At 56.0% G+C, this 15,639-nt stretch carries 15 protein-coding genes and 1 tRNA gene; 13 read left to right on the plus strand and 3 right to left on the minus strand.

Going from position 1 to position 15,639, the window contains the following annotated elements; translation table 11 throughout:
- Positions 1-5 precede the first annotated feature (5 nt).
- Entirely contained in the window at positions 6-590 is a 585-nt protein-coding gene (rnhB, locus tag Q9J80_RS07635; RefSeq protein WP_301673884.1) for a ribonuclease HII, read from the plus strand.
- Positions 591-1,548: 958 nt separating this feature from the next.
- Here rnhB and Q9J80_RS07640 read toward each other — a convergent pair.
- The 3 genes from Q9J80_RS07640 to Q9J80_RS07650 all read right to left on the minus strand — a co-directional run bounded on the left by Q9J80_RS07640 (position 1,549) and on the right by Q9J80_RS07650 (position 3,626).
- Positions 1,549-2,322 carry a ParA family protein gene (locus Q9J80_RS07640; protein ID WP_301673883.1) on the minus strand — a complete coding sequence of 258 codons (774 nt, stop codon included), beginning with the start codon at positions 2,320-2,322 and terminating at the stop codon, positions 1,549-1,551.
- A gap of 98 nt (positions 2,323-2,420) precedes the next feature.
- On the minus strand, positions 2,421-3,044 hold the full coding sequence (rsmG, locus tag Q9J80_RS07645; RefSeq protein ID WP_301673882.1) for a 16S rRNA (guanine(527)-N(7))-methyltransferase RsmG: 624 nt from the start codon (positions 3,042-3,044) through the stop codon (positions 2,421-2,423).
- 96 nt (positions 3,045-3,140) lie between these two features.
- The gene (locus Q9J80_RS07650) at positions 3,141-3,626 is read right to left on the minus strand and encodes a hypothetical protein (protein WP_304674164.1); all 486 of its coding nucleotides are present in this window, start codon (positions 3,624-3,626) and stop codon (positions 3,141-3,143) included.
- A 258-nt stretch (positions 3,627-3,884) separates the two neighbouring features.
- On the opposite strand from Q9J80_RS07650, the gene Q9J80_RS07655 reads away from it, so the two are divergent.
- From Q9J80_RS07655 to lpxA, 12 genes are all read left to right on the plus strand, one after another.
- Positions 3,885-3,960: transfer RNA gene (locus Q9J80_RS07655), tRNA-Thr, on the plus strand.
- A 73-nt stretch (positions 3,961-4,033) separates the two neighbouring features.
- A complete protein-coding gene (locus tag Q9J80_RS07660; RefSeq protein WP_304674165.1) occupies positions 4,034-5,161 on the plus strand; it encodes an FUSC family protein in 1,128 nt (375 codons plus the stop codon).
- Positions 5,162-5,341: 180 nt separating this feature from the next.
- On the plus strand, positions 5,342-5,899 hold the full coding sequence (gene frr / locus Q9J80_RS07665) for a ribosome recycling factor (protein WP_304674166.1): 558 nt from the start codon (positions 5,342-5,344) through the stop codon (positions 5,897-5,899).
- A gap of 55 nt (positions 5,900-5,954) precedes the next feature.
- The gene (gene uppS, locus Q9J80_RS07670) at positions 5,955-6,701 is read left to right on the plus strand and encodes an undecaprenyl pyrophosphate synthase (protein ID WP_304674167.1); all 747 of its coding nucleotides are present in this window, start codon (positions 5,955-5,957) and stop codon (positions 6,699-6,701) included.
- Between the two features lie 2 nt (positions 6,702-6,703).
- Positions 6,704-7,501, plus strand: a complete 798-nt coding sequence (locus Q9J80_RS07675) for a phosphatidate cytidylyltransferase (protein ID WP_304672811.1) — start codon at positions 6,704-6,706, stop codon at positions 7,499-7,501.
- A gap of 4 nt (positions 7,502-7,505) precedes the next feature.
- Positions 7,506-8,741: a 1-deoxy-D-xylulose-5-phosphate reductoisomerase gene (gene ispC / locus Q9J80_RS07680; RefSeq protein WP_301673878.1), complete on the plus strand. Its 1,236-nt coding sequence runs from the start codon at positions 7,506-7,508 to the stop codon at positions 8,739-8,741.
- Between the two features lie 34 nt (positions 8,742-8,775).
- Complete coding sequence (gene rseP, locus Q9J80_RS07685) at positions 8,776-10,116, plus strand: RIP metalloprotease RseP (protein ID WP_301673877.1); 1,341 nt, start codon at positions 8,776-8,778, stop codon at positions 10,114-10,116.
- Positions 10,117-10,172: 56 nt separating this feature from the next.
- Positions 10,173-12,593: an outer membrane protein assembly factor BamA gene (gene bamA, locus Q9J80_RS07690; protein ID WP_304671533.1), complete on the plus strand. Its 2,421-nt coding sequence runs from the start codon at positions 10,173-10,175 to the stop codon at positions 12,591-12,593.
- 63 nt (positions 12,594-12,656) lie between these two features.
- Positions 12,657-13,157 (plus strand): OmpH/Skp family outer membrane protein, encoded by a 501-nt coding sequence (locus Q9J80_RS07695; RefSeq protein WP_301673875.1) that lies wholly within the window; start codon positions 12,657-12,659, stop codon positions 13,155-13,157.
- A gap of 32 nt (positions 13,158-13,189) precedes the next feature.
- Complete coding sequence (gene lpxD / locus Q9J80_RS07700; RefSeq protein ID WP_301673874.1) at positions 13,190-14,233, plus strand: UDP-3-O-(3-hydroxymyristoyl)glucosamine N-acyltransferase; 1,044 nt, start codon at positions 13,190-13,192, stop codon at positions 14,231-14,233.
- A 33-nt stretch (positions 14,234-14,266) separates the two neighbouring features.
- Complete coding sequence (fabZ, locus tag Q9J80_RS07705) at positions 14,267-14,716, plus strand: 3-hydroxyacyl-ACP dehydratase FabZ (protein WP_002231544.1); 450 nt, start codon at positions 14,267-14,269, stop codon at positions 14,714-14,716.
- A 67-nt stretch (positions 14,717-14,783) separates the two neighbouring features.
- The gene (lpxA, locus tag Q9J80_RS07710) at positions 14,784-15,560 is read left to right on the plus strand and encodes an acyl-ACP--UDP-N-acetylglucosamine O-acyltransferase (protein WP_301911770.1); all 777 of its coding nucleotides are present in this window, start codon (positions 14,784-14,786) and stop codon (positions 15,558-15,560) included.
- Positions 15,561-15,639: the final 79 nt, after the last annotated feature.

The following is a 15,639-nucleotide window of genomic DNA, read 5'->3' on the forward strand; positions in this document are numbered from 1 at the left end:
ACATCATGCACATACTGACCGCCGGCGTGGACGAGGCAGGACGCGGACCTTTAGTCGGCAGCGTTTTTGCCGCCGCCGTCATCCTTCCCGAAACATTCGACCTGCCCGGACTGACCGACTCCAAAAAACTCAGCGAGAAAAAACGCGACGCGCTTGCCGAAATGATAAGAAATCAGGCGGTTGCGTGGCACGTCGCCGCCGCCTCGCCCGAAGAAATCGCCAGCCTCAACATCCTGCACGCCACCATGCTCGCCATGAAACGCGCCGTTGACGGTTTGGCTGTGCATCCCGAAAAAATATTCATCGACGGCAACCGCATTCCCGAACATTTGAACATCCCCGCCGAAGCCGTCGTCAAAGGCGACAGCAAAATCATCGAAATATCCGCCGCATCCGTTTTGGCAAAAACCGCACGCGATGCGGAAATGTACGCACTGGCGCAACGCCATCCCCAATACGGTTTTGACAAACACAAAGGTTACGGCACGAAGCAGCATTTGGAAGCCCTCAAACAATACGGTGTGCTGCCTGAACACCGCCGCGACTTCGCCCCCGTCAGAAACCTGCTCGCGCAACAGGCCTTGTTTTAAACCGGCACAAAAATGCCGTCTGAAGCCTTCAGACGGCATTTCCAGCATCGCAACTTCAAAGAGAAAGAACCCAAACCGTCATTCCTGCGAAAAACAGAAAATCAAAAAAGAAACCTAAAATCCGTCATTCCCGAGCAGACGGGAATCCAATCCGTCCGGTTTCCGTTTTTTTTTTTTGAATTTCAGGTAACTTCCCAACCGCCATTCCCGCGAAAAACAGAAAATCAAAAAAGAAACCTAAAATCCGTCATTCCCGAGCAGACGGGAATCCAATCCATCCGGTTTCCGTTTTTTTTTGAATTTCAGGTAACTTCCCAACCGTCATTCCCGAGAAAAATAGAAAATCAAAAAAAAACCTAAAATCCGTCATTCCCGTGAAAACGGGAATCCAGTCCGTCCGGTTTCCGTTTTTTTTTTGAATTTCGGGAAACTTCCAAACCGTCATTCCCACAAAAACAAAAAATCAAAAACTGAAATTTCGTCATTCCCGCAAAAGCGGGAATCTAGAAACTCAAAGCTGCAAGAATTTATCAAAAATGACTGAAACTCAAAAAACCGGATTCCCGCCGAAAACAGGAATCCGGAGTCTCAGGGTTGGAAAAACCGTTTTTCCCGATAAGTTTCCGTACCGACAGACCTAGATTCCCGCCTGCGCGGGAATGACGATATTTCAGTTTTCTGTTTTGATTTTTTGTTTTTGCGGGAATGACGATATAGTGGATTAACAAAAATCAGGACAAGGCGACGAAGCCACAGACAGTACAAATAGTACGGAACCGATTCACTTGGTGCTTCAGCACCTTAGAGAATCGTTCTCTTTGAGCTAAGGCGAGGCAACGCCGTACTGGTTTTTGTTAATCCACTATAAATGACGATATAAGTATTTTTATTTTAATCCGCCATATTAACGCACCCGGCCAAACAGCATAAAGGCACGGGCAGCCCGATTTAGATTGACCTATTTCCCCGACTCCCTCGCCGCCAGCTCGTCCGCCAAGGCAAGATACGCCTTGGTACCCTTTGCCTGCGCGTCGTAAGCCATCACCGGCATACCGTGGCTCGGCGCTTCCGCAAGGCGGATATTGCGCGGGATGACGGTTTCAAAAAGCAAATCCCCGAAATGGCTGCGCAACTGTTCGCTGACTTCGGCAACCAGCCTGCTGCGGCTGTCGTACATCGTACGCACGATGCCCGTGATGTCCAAATCGGGATTGACCGCCTGACGGATTTTGCGCACGGTCGCAATCAAATCGGAAATCCCTTCCAGCGCGTAATATTCGCACAACATCGGCACAATCACGCCGCCCGCCGCCACCAGCCCGTTAAGCGTCAAAAGCGTCAGCGAAGGCGGGCAGTCTATCAGGATAAAGTCGTAATCTTCCGCCACTGCCTTGAGCGCGTTTTTCAAACGCACTTCCCGGGCGATTTCCTGCACCAGCTCGATTTCCGCGCCGGCCAGCGCGCGGTTCGCACCCAACACAGCGTATCCGCCCTCTTTGCTGCGTACCGCCGCCGATTTCACGTCCGCATCGCCCAATAAGACCTGATAAACGCCGGACTGCAAACTCGCCTTGTCGATACCGCTGCCCGTCGTCGCATTACCCTGCGGATCCAAATCGACCACCAGCACGCGTTTGCCGCGCGATGCCAGCGAAGCCGCCAAATTTACCGTCGTCGTCGTTTTGCCCACACCGCCCTTCTGATTGGCGATGGCAAGGATGTTCACACTCATGTCCCGCCCGTGTCCCGTCTGATGTTGAAAAAAGAAAAACAGTGCGGAATTTTACCTTTATCCGCACAAAAAAGGTATTCATGTCGTCTGAAGCGCGCTCAACGCTTGCTCAGGATAACGATATGGCGTTCCGCATCCAAGCCCGGCACGTCGAGCCTTTGGACTTTTTCGACGCACACATCCTGCGGCAGGCGGTCAATTTCTTCCTGCGGATACACGCCCTTCATCGCCGCCCAGTAGCCGCAGTCTTTCAACAGATGCGCCGTCCAAGACACAAAATCCGCCAGTTCTGCAAACGCACGGCTGGTAACCACATCGGCACGCACGTCCGAAACCGCCTCCACGCGCCCCGACACCACGCGCACATTGTCCAATCCCAACTCGATAACCGCCTGCTGTAAAAAAGCTGTTTTCTTCGTATTCGCATCCAAAAGGGTTATCTGCACATCCGGACGGCACACTGCTGCCGGAATGCCGGGTTGTCCGCCGCCCGAACCGACATCCAGCATCGTCTGCACACCCTCGATATGGGGCAGCAGCGTCAGGCTGTCCAAAAGATGATGGACAATCATTTTTTCCTCGTCGCGCAGGGCGGTCAGATTGTAGGTTTTGTTCCACTTTTTCAACAAATCCACATAGGCCAAAAGCCTGTCCTGTGCCGTTTCCGAAATATCCAGCCCCATCGCGGCAATGCCTGCACGCAGGCGTTCTTTGCGTTCCATATCCCTATCCTGTCCATGTTCAGGCGTAATGTTAACGGAAAAACATGCCGTCTGAAACCGCGTATCGGCGTTTCAGACGGCATTTCCCGTTCCAACCTATTTTTTTCTGTGAAACACCACCGGCTGCACCGGCGCGCGCGTCAAGCGTTTGGGCAGCGTCAGCATAGACACCAGCCACACGGCAAACGCATATTCCAACACCGCCTCCCCGCGCAGCCCGCCCAAGGCGGCACTGCCCAACAACAGTTCGAAAATCCAAGCCACTGCCGCCGCCGCGCAAGCCGCCACGCCCGACAGGAACAGCGCGTAACGCGAATGCCGCCGCATCATCTTTTTGTACGCCAGTTTCGTCAGGCCCGCCGACACGACCAGGTTCAAAAACGCAAACACGCCATACACAAACCACACCACGCCGTCCCAGCCTCCTCGCCAGCCGAATCCGCCGTCCGACACCGACACCAGCAGCCCCGTCCGTCCGAACACAAATGCCAAGGCATCATGCACCGACAGTGCGAACGGCAGCGTCAAAAACACCAATCCCGCAAACAAAGCCGCATAAGGATATTTCTCGTTCACAAACATCGCCGTCCCCCTCTTCCGAAACAGACCGAATTATATAGTGGATTAACAAAAATCAGGATAAGGCGACGAAGCCGCAGACAGTACAGATAGTACGGAACCGATTCACTTGGTGCTTCAGCACCTTAGAGAATCGTTCTCTTTGAGCTAAGGCAAGGCAACGCTGTACTGGTTTTTGTTAATCCACTATACCGCGCACTGCCTTGCCGCCCGCCCGAAAAGTTGCACAAACAACCGTTCATATATATCATAACGAAAAAAGCCGGTGTAGCTCAGTCGGTAGAGCAGCGCATTCGTAACGCGAAGGTCGGGGGTTCGATTCCCTTCTCCGGCACCAATACCAAGCACAGACCCTCCCTACCCCGGGAAGCCTGTGCTTTTTCACATTTCCGCTTCAGACGGCAACCGATATGAACTCCTCGCAACGCAACCGCCTCGTCAGCCGCTGGCTCAACTCCTACGAACGCTACCGCCACCGCCGCCTCATACACGCCGTGCGGCTCGGCGGGGCCGTCCTGTTCGCCACCGCATTCGCCCGGCTGCTCCATCTCCAACACGGCGAATGGATAGGCATGACCGTCTTCGTCGTCCTCGGCATGCTCCAGTTTCAAGGGGCGATTTACTCCAAGGCGGTGGAACGTATGCTCGGCACGGTCATCGGACTGGGCGCGGGTTTGGGTGTTTTATGGCTGAACCAGCATTATTTCCACGACAACCTCCTCTTCTACCTTACCGTCGGCACGGCAAGCGCACTGGCCGGTTGGGCGGCGGTCGGCAAAAACGGTTACGTCCCCATGCTGGCGGGGCTGACGATGTGCATGCTCATCGGCGACAACGGCAGCGAATGGCTCGACAGCGGACTCATGCGCGCCATGAACGTCCTCATCGGCGCGGCCATCGCCATTGCCGCCGCCAAACTGCTGCCGCTGAAATCCACACTGATGTGGCGTTTCATGCTTGCCGACAACCTGACCGACTGCAGCAAAATGATTGCCGAAATCAGCAACGGCAGGCGCATGACCCGCGAACGCCTCGAAGAGAACATGGCGAAAATGCGCCAAATCAACGCACGCATGGTCAAAAGCCGCAGCCACCTCGCCGCCACATCGGGCGAAAGCCGCATCAGCCCCGCCATGATGGAAGCCATGCAGCACGCCCACCGCAAAATCGTCAACACCACCGAGCTGCTCCTGACCACCGCCGCCAAGCTGCAATCTCCCAAACTCAACGGCAGCGAAATCCGGCTGCTCGACCGCCACTTCACACTGCTCCAAACCGACCTGCAACAAACCGTCGCCCTTATCAACGGCAGACACGCCCGCCGCATCCGCATCGACACCGCCATCAACCCCGAACTGGAAGCCCTCGCCGAGCACCTCCACTACCAATGGCAGGGCTTCCTCTGGCTCAGCACCAATATGCGTCAGGAAATTTCCGCCCTCGTCATCCTGCTGCAACGCACCCGCCGCAAATGGCTGGATGCCCACGAACGCCAACACCTGCGCCAAAGCCTGCTTGAAACACGGGAACACAGTTGACGGTCAAACACGATGCCGTCTGAAACGCCTGCCGCTTCAGACGGCATCCCCAATCCGCCTACCTTGTCGTCATGCCCGAATAACGGTACTATTCGCAGTTAACAGTTTTCATGCCGTCTGAAAAGTTTGAAGCGCGTTTCAGACGGCTGCCCGCTTACCTTATCTTACCGAAAGAACAATATGATCAACGATATTCAAAAAACAGCCGAAAGCAAGATGCAGCGTTCGGTCGAAGTACTGAAAGAAAATCTGGCGAAAGTGCGTACCGGCCGCGCGCATACCGGTCTGCTCGACCAAGTGGAAGTCGAATACTGGGGCAGCATGGTCCCCGTCAGCCAGGTTGCCAACGTAACGCTTCTGGACGCGCGCACCATCGGCGTGAAACCGTTTGAAAGCAATATGGCGGCCAAAGTCGAGAAAGCCATCCGCGATTCAAACTTGGGACTGAACCCGGCAGCGGTCGGCGACCTGATCCGCGTGCCTATGCCCATGCTGACCGAAGAACGCCGCAAAGACCTGATTAAAGTCGTGCGCGGCGAAGCGGAAGAAGGCCGCGTCTCCATCCGCAACGTGCGTCGCGATGCCAACGACCACATCAAAAAACTCCTTAAAGACAAAGAAATTTCCGAAGACGAGGCACGTCGCGGCGAAGAAGTGGTTCAAAAACTGACCGACAAATACATTACCGAAGCCGACAAACTCCTGACTGCCAAAGAAGAAGATTTGATGGCAATTTAACCTGCACGGTTCGGCGTTCAGACGGCATTTGAACGCCGAACCGCGAAAGGCAGACATGAAAAGCAGCACGCAGGCCGTTTTAGAACACACCGCCATCCCCAAGCATATCGCCGTGATTATGGACGGCAACGGCCGTTGGGCGAAAAAACGTTTCCTCCCGCGCATAATGGGACACAAACGCGGTTTGGACGCATTGGAAAATATGGTGAAGCATTGCGCCAAACTGGGTGTGCAATATCTGACCGTGTTTGCCTTTTCAACCGAAAACTGGCGCCGCCCCGAAGACGAAGTTTCGTTCCTGATGGGGCTGTTTTTACAGGCTTTGCAAAAGCAGGTGCGCCGCCTGCACGAAAACAATATGCGCCTGAAGATATTGGGCAGCCGCGAACGCTTCAGCCGTCAAATCCTGAAGGGCATCGAAGAAGCGGAGGCGTTGACGGCGGGCAATACCGGCCTGACCCTGAGCATTGCCGCCGATTACGGCGGACGTTGGGACATTTTGCAGGCGGCAAACAAACTGATTGCCGAAGGCGTATCCGAGATTACGGAAGACACGCTGGCGAAACACTTGATGCTGGGCGATGCACCGGAACCGGATTTGTTCATCCGCACCGGCGGCGAAACGCGCATCAGCAATTTCCTGCTCTGGCAAATGGCTTATGCCGAACTGTATTTCACCGATATTTTGTGGCCCGATTTTGACGGCAAGGCTTTGGACGATGCCGTCGCTTCGTTCCAAAAACGCGAACGGCGGTTCGGACGCACCTCCGAGCAACTGCCTATCGAACAGCAAAGGAACTGAATATGCTGAAACAACGGGTAATAACCGCTATGTGGCTGCTGCCGCTGATGCTGGGCATGCTGTTTTACGCGCCGCAATGGTTGTGGGCTGCATTTTGCGGGCTGATTGCCCTGATTGCCTTGTGGGAATATGCCCGTATGGGCGGTTTGTGCAAAATCAAAACCAACCATTACCTCGCCGCAACCTTGGTTTTCGGCGTGGTTGCCTATGCGGGCGGCTGGATGCCGCCTAATTTGGTTTGGTATGTTGTTTTGGCATTTTGGCTCGCCATCATGCCTTTATGGTTGAGATTCAAATGGAGGCTCAACGGCGGTTGGCAGGTTTATGCCGTCGGCTGGCTTCTGGTCATGCCGTTTTGGTTCGCGCTCGTATCCCTGCGCCCGCATCCCGATGATGCCCTGCCGCTGCTCGCCGTCATGGGCCTGGTCTGGGTTGCCGATGTTTGCGCATATTTCTGCGGCAAGGCGTTCGGTAAACACAAAATCGCACCGGCAATCAGCCCTGGCAAAAGCTGGGAAGGCGCAATCGGCGGTGCGGTTTGCGTGGCAGTGTACATGACTGCCGTACGAAGTGCCGGCTGGCTGGCATTCGATACAGGCTGGTTCGATACCGTGTTAATCGGTTTGGTGCTGACCGTTGTCAGCGTATGCGGCGACCTGTTGGAAAGCTGGCTCAAGCGCGCGGCAGGCATCAAAGACAGCAGCAACCTGCTGCCCGGACACGGCGGCGTGTTCGACCGCACCGACAGCCTGATTGCCGTTATCAGCGTTTATGCGGCGATGATGTCGGTTTTAAATTGATTCTATGCCGTCTGAAAACGCTTCAGACGGCATACGGTATAAAGTTATCCTCATTATGACACCACAAGTCCTGACCATATTAGGCAGTACCGGCAGCATAGGCGAAAGCACGCTGGACGTTGTCTCCCGCCACCCCGAAAAATTCCGCGTATTCGCGCTGGCAGGGCATAAGCAGGTCGAGAAACTGGCGGCTCAATGTCAAACGTTCCGCCCCGAATATGCCGTCGTTGCCGATGCAGAACACGCCGCCCGGCTTGAAGCCCTGTTGAAACACGACGGCACGGCGACGCAGGTTTTACACGGCGCGCAGGCATTGGTCGATGTTGCGTCTGCCAATGAAGTCGGCGGTGTCATGTGCGCCATCGTCGGGGCGGCGGGGCTGCCTTCCGCGCTTGCCGCCGCGCAAAAAGGCAAAACCATTTATCTGGCAAACAAAGAGACGCTGGTGGTTTCCGGTGCGTTGTTTATGGAAACCGCCCGCGCAAACGGCGCGGCAGTGTTGCCCGTCGACAGCGAACACAACGCCATTTTCCAAGTTTTGCCGCGCGATTACACAGGCCGTCTGAACGAACACGGCATCCGTTCGATTATCCTGACCGCTTCCGGCGGCCCGTTTTTAACGACCGATTTAGGCACGTTCGACAGCATTACGCCCGAGCAGGCGGTCAAACACCCCAATTGGCGTATGGGGCGCAAAATCTCCGTCGATTCCGCCACCATGATGAACAAAGGTTTGGAGCTGATTGAAGCGCATTGGCTGTTCAACTGTCCGCCCGACAAGCTCGAAGTCGTCATCCATCCGCAGTCCGTGATACACAGCATGGTGCGCTACCGCGACGGCTCCGTGCTGGCGCAACTGGGCAATCCCGATATGCGTACGCCCATCGCTTATTGTTTGGGCTTGCCCGAGCGCATTGATTCGGGTGTCGGCGACCTTGATTTCGACGCATTGTCCGCACTGACTTTCCAAAAGCCCGACTTTGACCGCTTCCCCTGCCTGAAGCTCGCCTATGAAGCCATGAACGCAGGCAGAGCCGCGCCCTGCGTATTGAACGCCGCCAACGAAGCCGCCGTCGCCGCCTTTTTGGACGGACAGATTAAGTTTACCGACATTGCCAAAACCGTCGCCCACTGCCTCGCACAAGACTTTTCAGACGGCATAGGCGATATAGGGGGGCTCTTGGCGCAAGATGCCCGGACACGCGCACAGGCGCGGGCATTTATCGGCACACTGCGCTGATGCCGTCCGAACACCGTTATCAAAGGAAAACCATTTGCACACCCTTCTAGCTTTTATCTTCGCCATCCTGATTTTGGTCAGCCTGCACGAATTCGGACACTACGCCGTTGCAAAATTATACGGCGTAAAAGTGCTGCGTTTTTCCGTCGGCTTCGGCAAACCGTTTTTCACCAAAAAATACGGAGAGACCGAATGGTGTCTCGCCCCGATTCCGTTGGGCGGCTACGTCAAAATGGTCGATACGCGCGAAGGCGAAGTATCAGAAGCCGATTTACCCTACGCTTTTGACAAACAACACCCCGCCAAACGCATCGCCATCGTCGCCGCAGGCCCGCTGACCAACCTCGCGCTGGCGGTTTTGCTGTATGGCCTGAGCTTTTCCTTCGGCGTAACCGAAATCCGCCCCTATGTCGGCACAGTCGAACCGGACACCATTGCCGCCCGCGCCGGTTTCCAAAGCGGCGACAGGATACAATCCGTCAACGGCGTTTCCGTCCAAGACTGGGGCAGTGCGCAAACCGAAATCGCCATCAACCTTGAGGCAGGCAAAGTCGCCGTCGCTGTTCAGACGGCATCAGGTGCGCAGACCGTCCGCACCATCGATGCCGCAGGCACGGAAGAAGCAGGTAAAATTGCGAAAAACCAAGGCTACATCGGCCTGATGCCATTTAAAATCACTACCGTTATCGGCGGAGTAGAAAAAGGCAGCCCTGCCGACAAAGCAGGCTTGAAAACAGGCGACAAACTGACTGCCGCCGACGGCAAACCCATTACCTCATGGCAAGAATGGGCAAGCCTTACCCGCCAAAGCCCGGGCAGGAAAATTGCCTTAACCTACGAACGCGACGGGCAGGCGCGTACTGCCGACATCCGCCCCGATACTGTCGAACAGCCCGACCACACCCTGATCGGGCGCGTCGGCCTCCGTCCGCAGCCGGATAGGGCGTGGGACGCGCAAATCCGCCGCAGCTACCGTCCGTCTGTTGTCCGCGCATTCGGCATGGGTTGGGAAAAAACCGTTTCCCACTCGTGGACAACCCTCAAATTTTTCGGCAAACTAATCAGCGGCAACGCCTCCGTCAGCCATATTTCCGGACCGCTGACCATTGCCGATATTGCCGGACAGTCCGCCGAACTCGGCTTGCAAAGTTATTTGGAATTTTTAGCGTTGGTCAGCATCAGCCTCGGCGTGCTGAACCTGCTGCCCGTCCCCGTTTTGGACGGCGGGCACCTCGTGTTTTATACTGCCGAATGGATACGCGGCAAACCTTTGGGCGAACGCGTCCAAAACATCGGTTTGCGCTTCGGGCTTGCCCTCATGATGCTGATGATGGCGGTCGCCTTCTTCAACGACGTTACCCGGCTGCTCGGTTAGATTTTACGTTTCGGAATGCCGTCTGAAACCGCATTCCGCACCACAAGGAACTTACGATGAAACTGAAACAGATTGCTTCCGCACTGATGATATTGGGCATATCGCCTTTGGCATTTGCCGACTTCACCATCCAAGACATCCGTGTCGAAGGCTTGCAGCGTACCGAGCCGAGCACCGTATTCAACTACCTGCCCGTCAAAGTCGGCGACACCTACAACGACACACACGGCAGTGCCATCATCAAAAGCCTGTACGCCACCGGCTTTTTCGACGACGTGCGCGTCGAAACTGCGGACGGGCAGCTCCTGCTGACCGTCATCGAACGCCCCACCATCGGCTCGCTCAACATCACCGGCGCAAAAATGCTGCAAAACGACGCCATCAAGAAAAACCTCGAATCGTTCGGGCTGGCGCAGTCTCAATACTTTAATCAGGCGACACTCAACCAGGCAGTTGCCGGACTGAAAGAAGAATACCTCGGACGCGGCAAACTCAATATCCAAATCACACCCAAAGTAACCAAACTCGCCCGCAACCGCGTCGACATCGACATCACGATTGACGAGGGCAAATCCGCCAAAATCACCGATATCGAATTTGAAGGCAACCAAGTCTATTCCGACCGCAAACTGATGCGGCAGATGTCCCTGACCGAAGGCGGCATTTGGACCTGGCTGACACGAAGCAACCAATTCAACGAGCAGAAATTTGCCCAAGACATGGAAAAAGTAACCGACTTCTACCAGAACAACGGCTATTTCGACTTCCGTATCCTCGATACCGACATCCAAACCAACGAAGACAAAACCAAGCAGACCATCAAAATTACCGTCCACGAAGGCGAACGTTTCCGCTGGGGCAAAGTCTCCATTGAAGGTGATACCAACGAAGTACCCAAAACCGAATTGGAAAAACTGTTGACCATGAAACCCGGCAAATGGTACGAACGCCAGCAGATGACCGCCGTTTTGGGTGAGATTCAGAACCGCATGGGCTCGGCAGGCTACGCATACAGCGAAATCAGCGTACAGCCGCTGCCGAACGCCGAAACCAAAACCGTCGATTTCGTCCTGCACATCGAACCGGGCCGGAAAATCTACGTCAACGAAATACACATCACCGGCAACAACAAAACCCGCGACGAAGTTGTGCGCCGCGAATTGCGCCAAATGGAATCCGCGCCTTACGACACTTCCAAGCTGCAACGCTCCAAAGAGCGCGTCGAGCTTTTAGGCTACTTCGACAATGTCCAGTTTGACGCCGTCCCGCTTGCCGGCACGCCCGACAAAGTCGATTTGAACATGAGTCTGACCGAACGCTCCACCGGCTCGCTCGACTTGAGCGCGGGCTGGGTGCAGGATACCGGTTTGGTCATGTCCGCAGGCATTTCCCAAGACAACCTGTTCGGTACGGGCAAGTCGGCTGCCCTGCGCGCCTCCAGGAGCAAAACCACGCTTAACGGCTCGCTGTCGTTTACCGACCCGTACTTCACGGCAGACGGGGTCAGCCTGGGCTACGATGTTTACGGAAAAGCCTTCGACCCGCGCAAATCCTCCTCCGGCGTGAAACAATATAAAACCACCACCATAGGCGGCGGGGTGCGGACGGGCATCCCCGTTACCGAATACGACCGCGTCAATTTCGGGCTGGCGGCAGAACACCTTGCCGTCAACACCTATAACAAAGCCCCCAAACGCTATGCCGACTTTATCAAACAATACGGCAAAACCGACGGTGCAAACGGCAGCTTCAAAGGTTGGCTGTACAAAGGCACCGTCGGCTGGGGGCGCAACAAGACCGACAGCGCGTTATGGCCGACGCGCGGCTACCTGACGGGCGTGAACGCCGAAATCGCCCTGCCCGGCAGCAAACTGCAATACTACTCCGCCACCCACAACCAAACCTGGTTCTTCCCCTTAAGCAAAACCTTCACACTGATGCTGGGCGGCGAAATCGGCTATGCCGGCGGCTACGGCAAAACCAAAGAAATCCCCTTCTTTGAAAACTTCTACGGCGGCGGACTGGGCTCGGTGCGCGGCTACGAAAGCGGCACGCTCGGCCCGAAAGTGTATGACGAATACGGCGAAAAAATCAGCTACGGCGGCAACAAAAAAGCCAACGTCTCCGCCGAGCTGCTCTTCCCGATGCCGGGCGCGAAAGACGCGCGCACCGTCCGCCTGAGCCTGTTTGCCGACGCAGGCAGCGTGTGGGACGGCAAAACCTACGACGACAACAGCAGTTCCACAACCGGCGGCACCGGCACTGCCGGCACGACCGGCGGCAGGGTTCAAAACGTTTACGGCCCCGGCAATATCCACAAATCGACCTTCGCCAACGAATTGCGCTATTCCGCCGGCGGCGCGGTTACCTGGCTCTCGCCTTTGGGCCCGATGAAATTCAGCTACGCCTACCCGCTGAAGAAAAAAACGGAAGACGAAATCCAACGCTTCCAATTCCAACTCGGCACGACGTTCTAATCCCGCAAATGCCGTCTGAAGGCTTCAGACGGCATTTGCGGCAACATCCGAAGGAGTTTTACCATGACCCGTCTGACCCGCGCGCTTGCCGCCGCCCTGATCGGTTTGTGCTGCACCGCAGGCGCGCACGCCGACACCTTCCAAAAAATCGGCTTTATCAACACCGAACGCATCTACCTCGAATCCAAGCAGGCGCGCGACATCCAAAAAACGCTGGACGGCGAATTTTCCGCCCGCCAGGACGAATTGCAAAAACTGCAACGCGAAGGCCTGGATTTGGAAAGGCAGCTTGCCGAAGGCAAACTCAAAGACGCAAAAAAGGTGCAAGCCGAAGAAAAATGGCGCGGGCTGGTCGCAGCGTTCCGCAAAAAACAGGCGCAGTTTGAAGAAGACTACAACCTCCGCCGCAACGAAGAGTTTGCCTCCCTCCAGCAAAACGCCAACCGCGTCATCGTCAAAATCGCCAAACAGGAAGGTTACGATGTCATTTTGCAGGACGTGATTTACGTCAACACCCAATACGACGTTACCGACAGCGTCATTAAAGAAATGAACGCCCGCTGACCCTTTCAGACGGCATACCGAACAGGAAAACCATGATTCCGGCCACCTACACCCTGTCCCAAATCACCGCGCAGCTCGGCGGCGAATGGCGCGGCGAGGACATTTCCGTTACCGCCGTGCGCCCGCTCGCAGACGCGCAGGCGGAACACATCAGCTTCCTCGCCAATCCGAAATACAAAGCCGAAGTCCACGACAGCAGCGCGGGCGCGGTCATCGTTTCCGCCAAAGCGGCAGACGGATTTGAAGGGCGCAACCTGATTGTCGCCGACGATCCCTATCTCTATTTCGCCAAAGTCGCGCGCCTGTTTTCACCCATCGTCAAAGCGCGCGGCGGCATCCATCCGACCGCCGTCGTCGAACCGGGCGCAACCGTTCCCGCAAGCTGCGAAATCGGCGCGAACGCCTACATCGGCGCGAACACCGTACTCGGCGAAGGCTGCCGCATCTTGGCAAACGCCGTCGTCCAACACGATTGCAAACTGGGCGACGAAGTCGTCATGCACCCCAACGCCGTCGTTTATTACGGCTGCACACTGGGCAGACGCGTCGAAATCCACAGCGGCGCGGTCATCGGCGCGGACGGCTTCGGACTCGCCTTCGCCGGCGACTCGTGGTTTAAAATCCCGCAAACCGGCGCGGTAACGCTGGGCGACGACGTAGAAATCGGTTCGAACACCAACATCGACCGGGGCGCGATGAGCGACACCACCGTCGGCAACGGCACCAAAATCGACAACCAAGTCCAAATCGGACACAACTGCAAAATCGGTTCGCACACCGTCATCGCCGCCAAAACCGGCATCTCAGGCAGCGTAACCATAGGCAGCTACTGCATCATCGGCGGCGGCGTCGGCACGGTCGGACACATCGAAATCGCCGACAAAACCACCATCGGCGGCGGCACGTCCGTCACCCACAGCATTACCGAAAGCGGCAAACACCTCGCCGGCATCTTCCCGATGTCCGAGCATAAAGAATGGGCGCGCAACGCCGTTTACATCCACCGCTTAAGCGAAATGAACAAACGCCTCAAAACGCTGGAACAGCAGCTTTCAGACGGCAAAGACACGCAATAAATCCAAACCGATTTTTCCAAGGAACACAAAAACATGGACGTTCAACTCCCCATCGAAGCCAAAGACATCCAAAAACTCATCCCCCACCGCTACCCGTTTCTCCAGCTCGACCGCATCACCGCCTTCGAGCCGATGAAAACCCTGACCGCCATCAAAAACGTCACCATAAACGAACCCCAGTTCCAAGGCCATTTCCCCGACCTGCCCGTTATGCCCGGCGTACTCATCATCGAAGCGATGGCGCAGGCGTGCGGCACGTTGGCGATTTTGAGCGAAGGCGGGCGCAAGGAAAACGAATTCTTCTTCTTCGCCGGCATAGACGAAGCCCGTTTCAAACGCCAAGTCATCCCCGGCGACCAACTCGTCTTTGAAGTCGAGCTGCTGACCAGCCGGCGCGGCATCGGCAAATTCAACGCCGTTGCCAAAGTGGACGGGCAAGTCGCCGTCGAAGCCGTGATTATGTGCGCCAAACGCGTGGTTTGATGCACATGATGCCGTCTGAACATCCTCACAGGCCTTCAGACGGCATACCCACCCGAAGGAACAAAACATGACCCTCATCCACCCGACCGCCGTCATCGACCCCAAAGCCGAACTCGACTCCGGCGTCAAAGTCGGCGCATACACCGTCATCGGCCCCAACGTCCAAATCGGCGCGAATACCGAAATCGGCCCGCACGCCGTCATCAACGGTCATACCACCATCGGCGAAAACAACCGCATTTTCCAATTTGCCAGCCTCGGCGAAATCCCGCAGGACAAAAAATACCGCGACGAGCCGACCAAGCTGATTATCGGCAACGGCAACACCATCCGCGAATTCACCACCTTCAATTTAGGCACGGTAACCGGCATCGGCGAAACCCGCGTCGGCGACGGCAACTGGATTATGGCGTACTGCCACCTCGCGCACGACTGCGTGGTCGGCAACTACACCATCTTCGCCAACAACGCCTCGCTTGCCGGACACGTTACCATCGGCGACTACGTCGTTTTGGGCGGCTACACGCTGGTTTTCCAATTCTGCCGCATCGGCGACTACGCCATGACCGCCTTCGCCGCAGGCGTACACAAAGACGTACCGCCCTACTTTATGGCATCGGGCTACCGCGCCGAACCGGCGGGGCTCAACAGCGAAGGCATGCGCCGCAACGGTTTTACCGCAGAGCAGATTTCCGCCGTCAAAGACGTGTACAAAACCCTCTACCATCGCGGCATTCCGTTTGAAGAAGCCAAGGCAGACATCCTCCGCCGCGCCGAAACCCAAGCCGAGCTTGCCGTATTCCGAGACTTTTTCGCACAATCGACGCGCGGCATCATCCGCTAACCGTACCCTTTTGATGCCGTCTGAAACCTCCAAAAGCGTTTCAGACGGCATTTGCGCTATAATTCAAACCATCAAATCA

It is taken from the genome of Neisseria blantyrii (genome assembly GCF_962747855.1).
GTDB classification, from domain to species: domain Bacteria; phylum Pseudomonadota; class Gammaproteobacteria; order Burkholderiales; family Neisseriaceae; genus Neisseria; species Neisseria viridiae.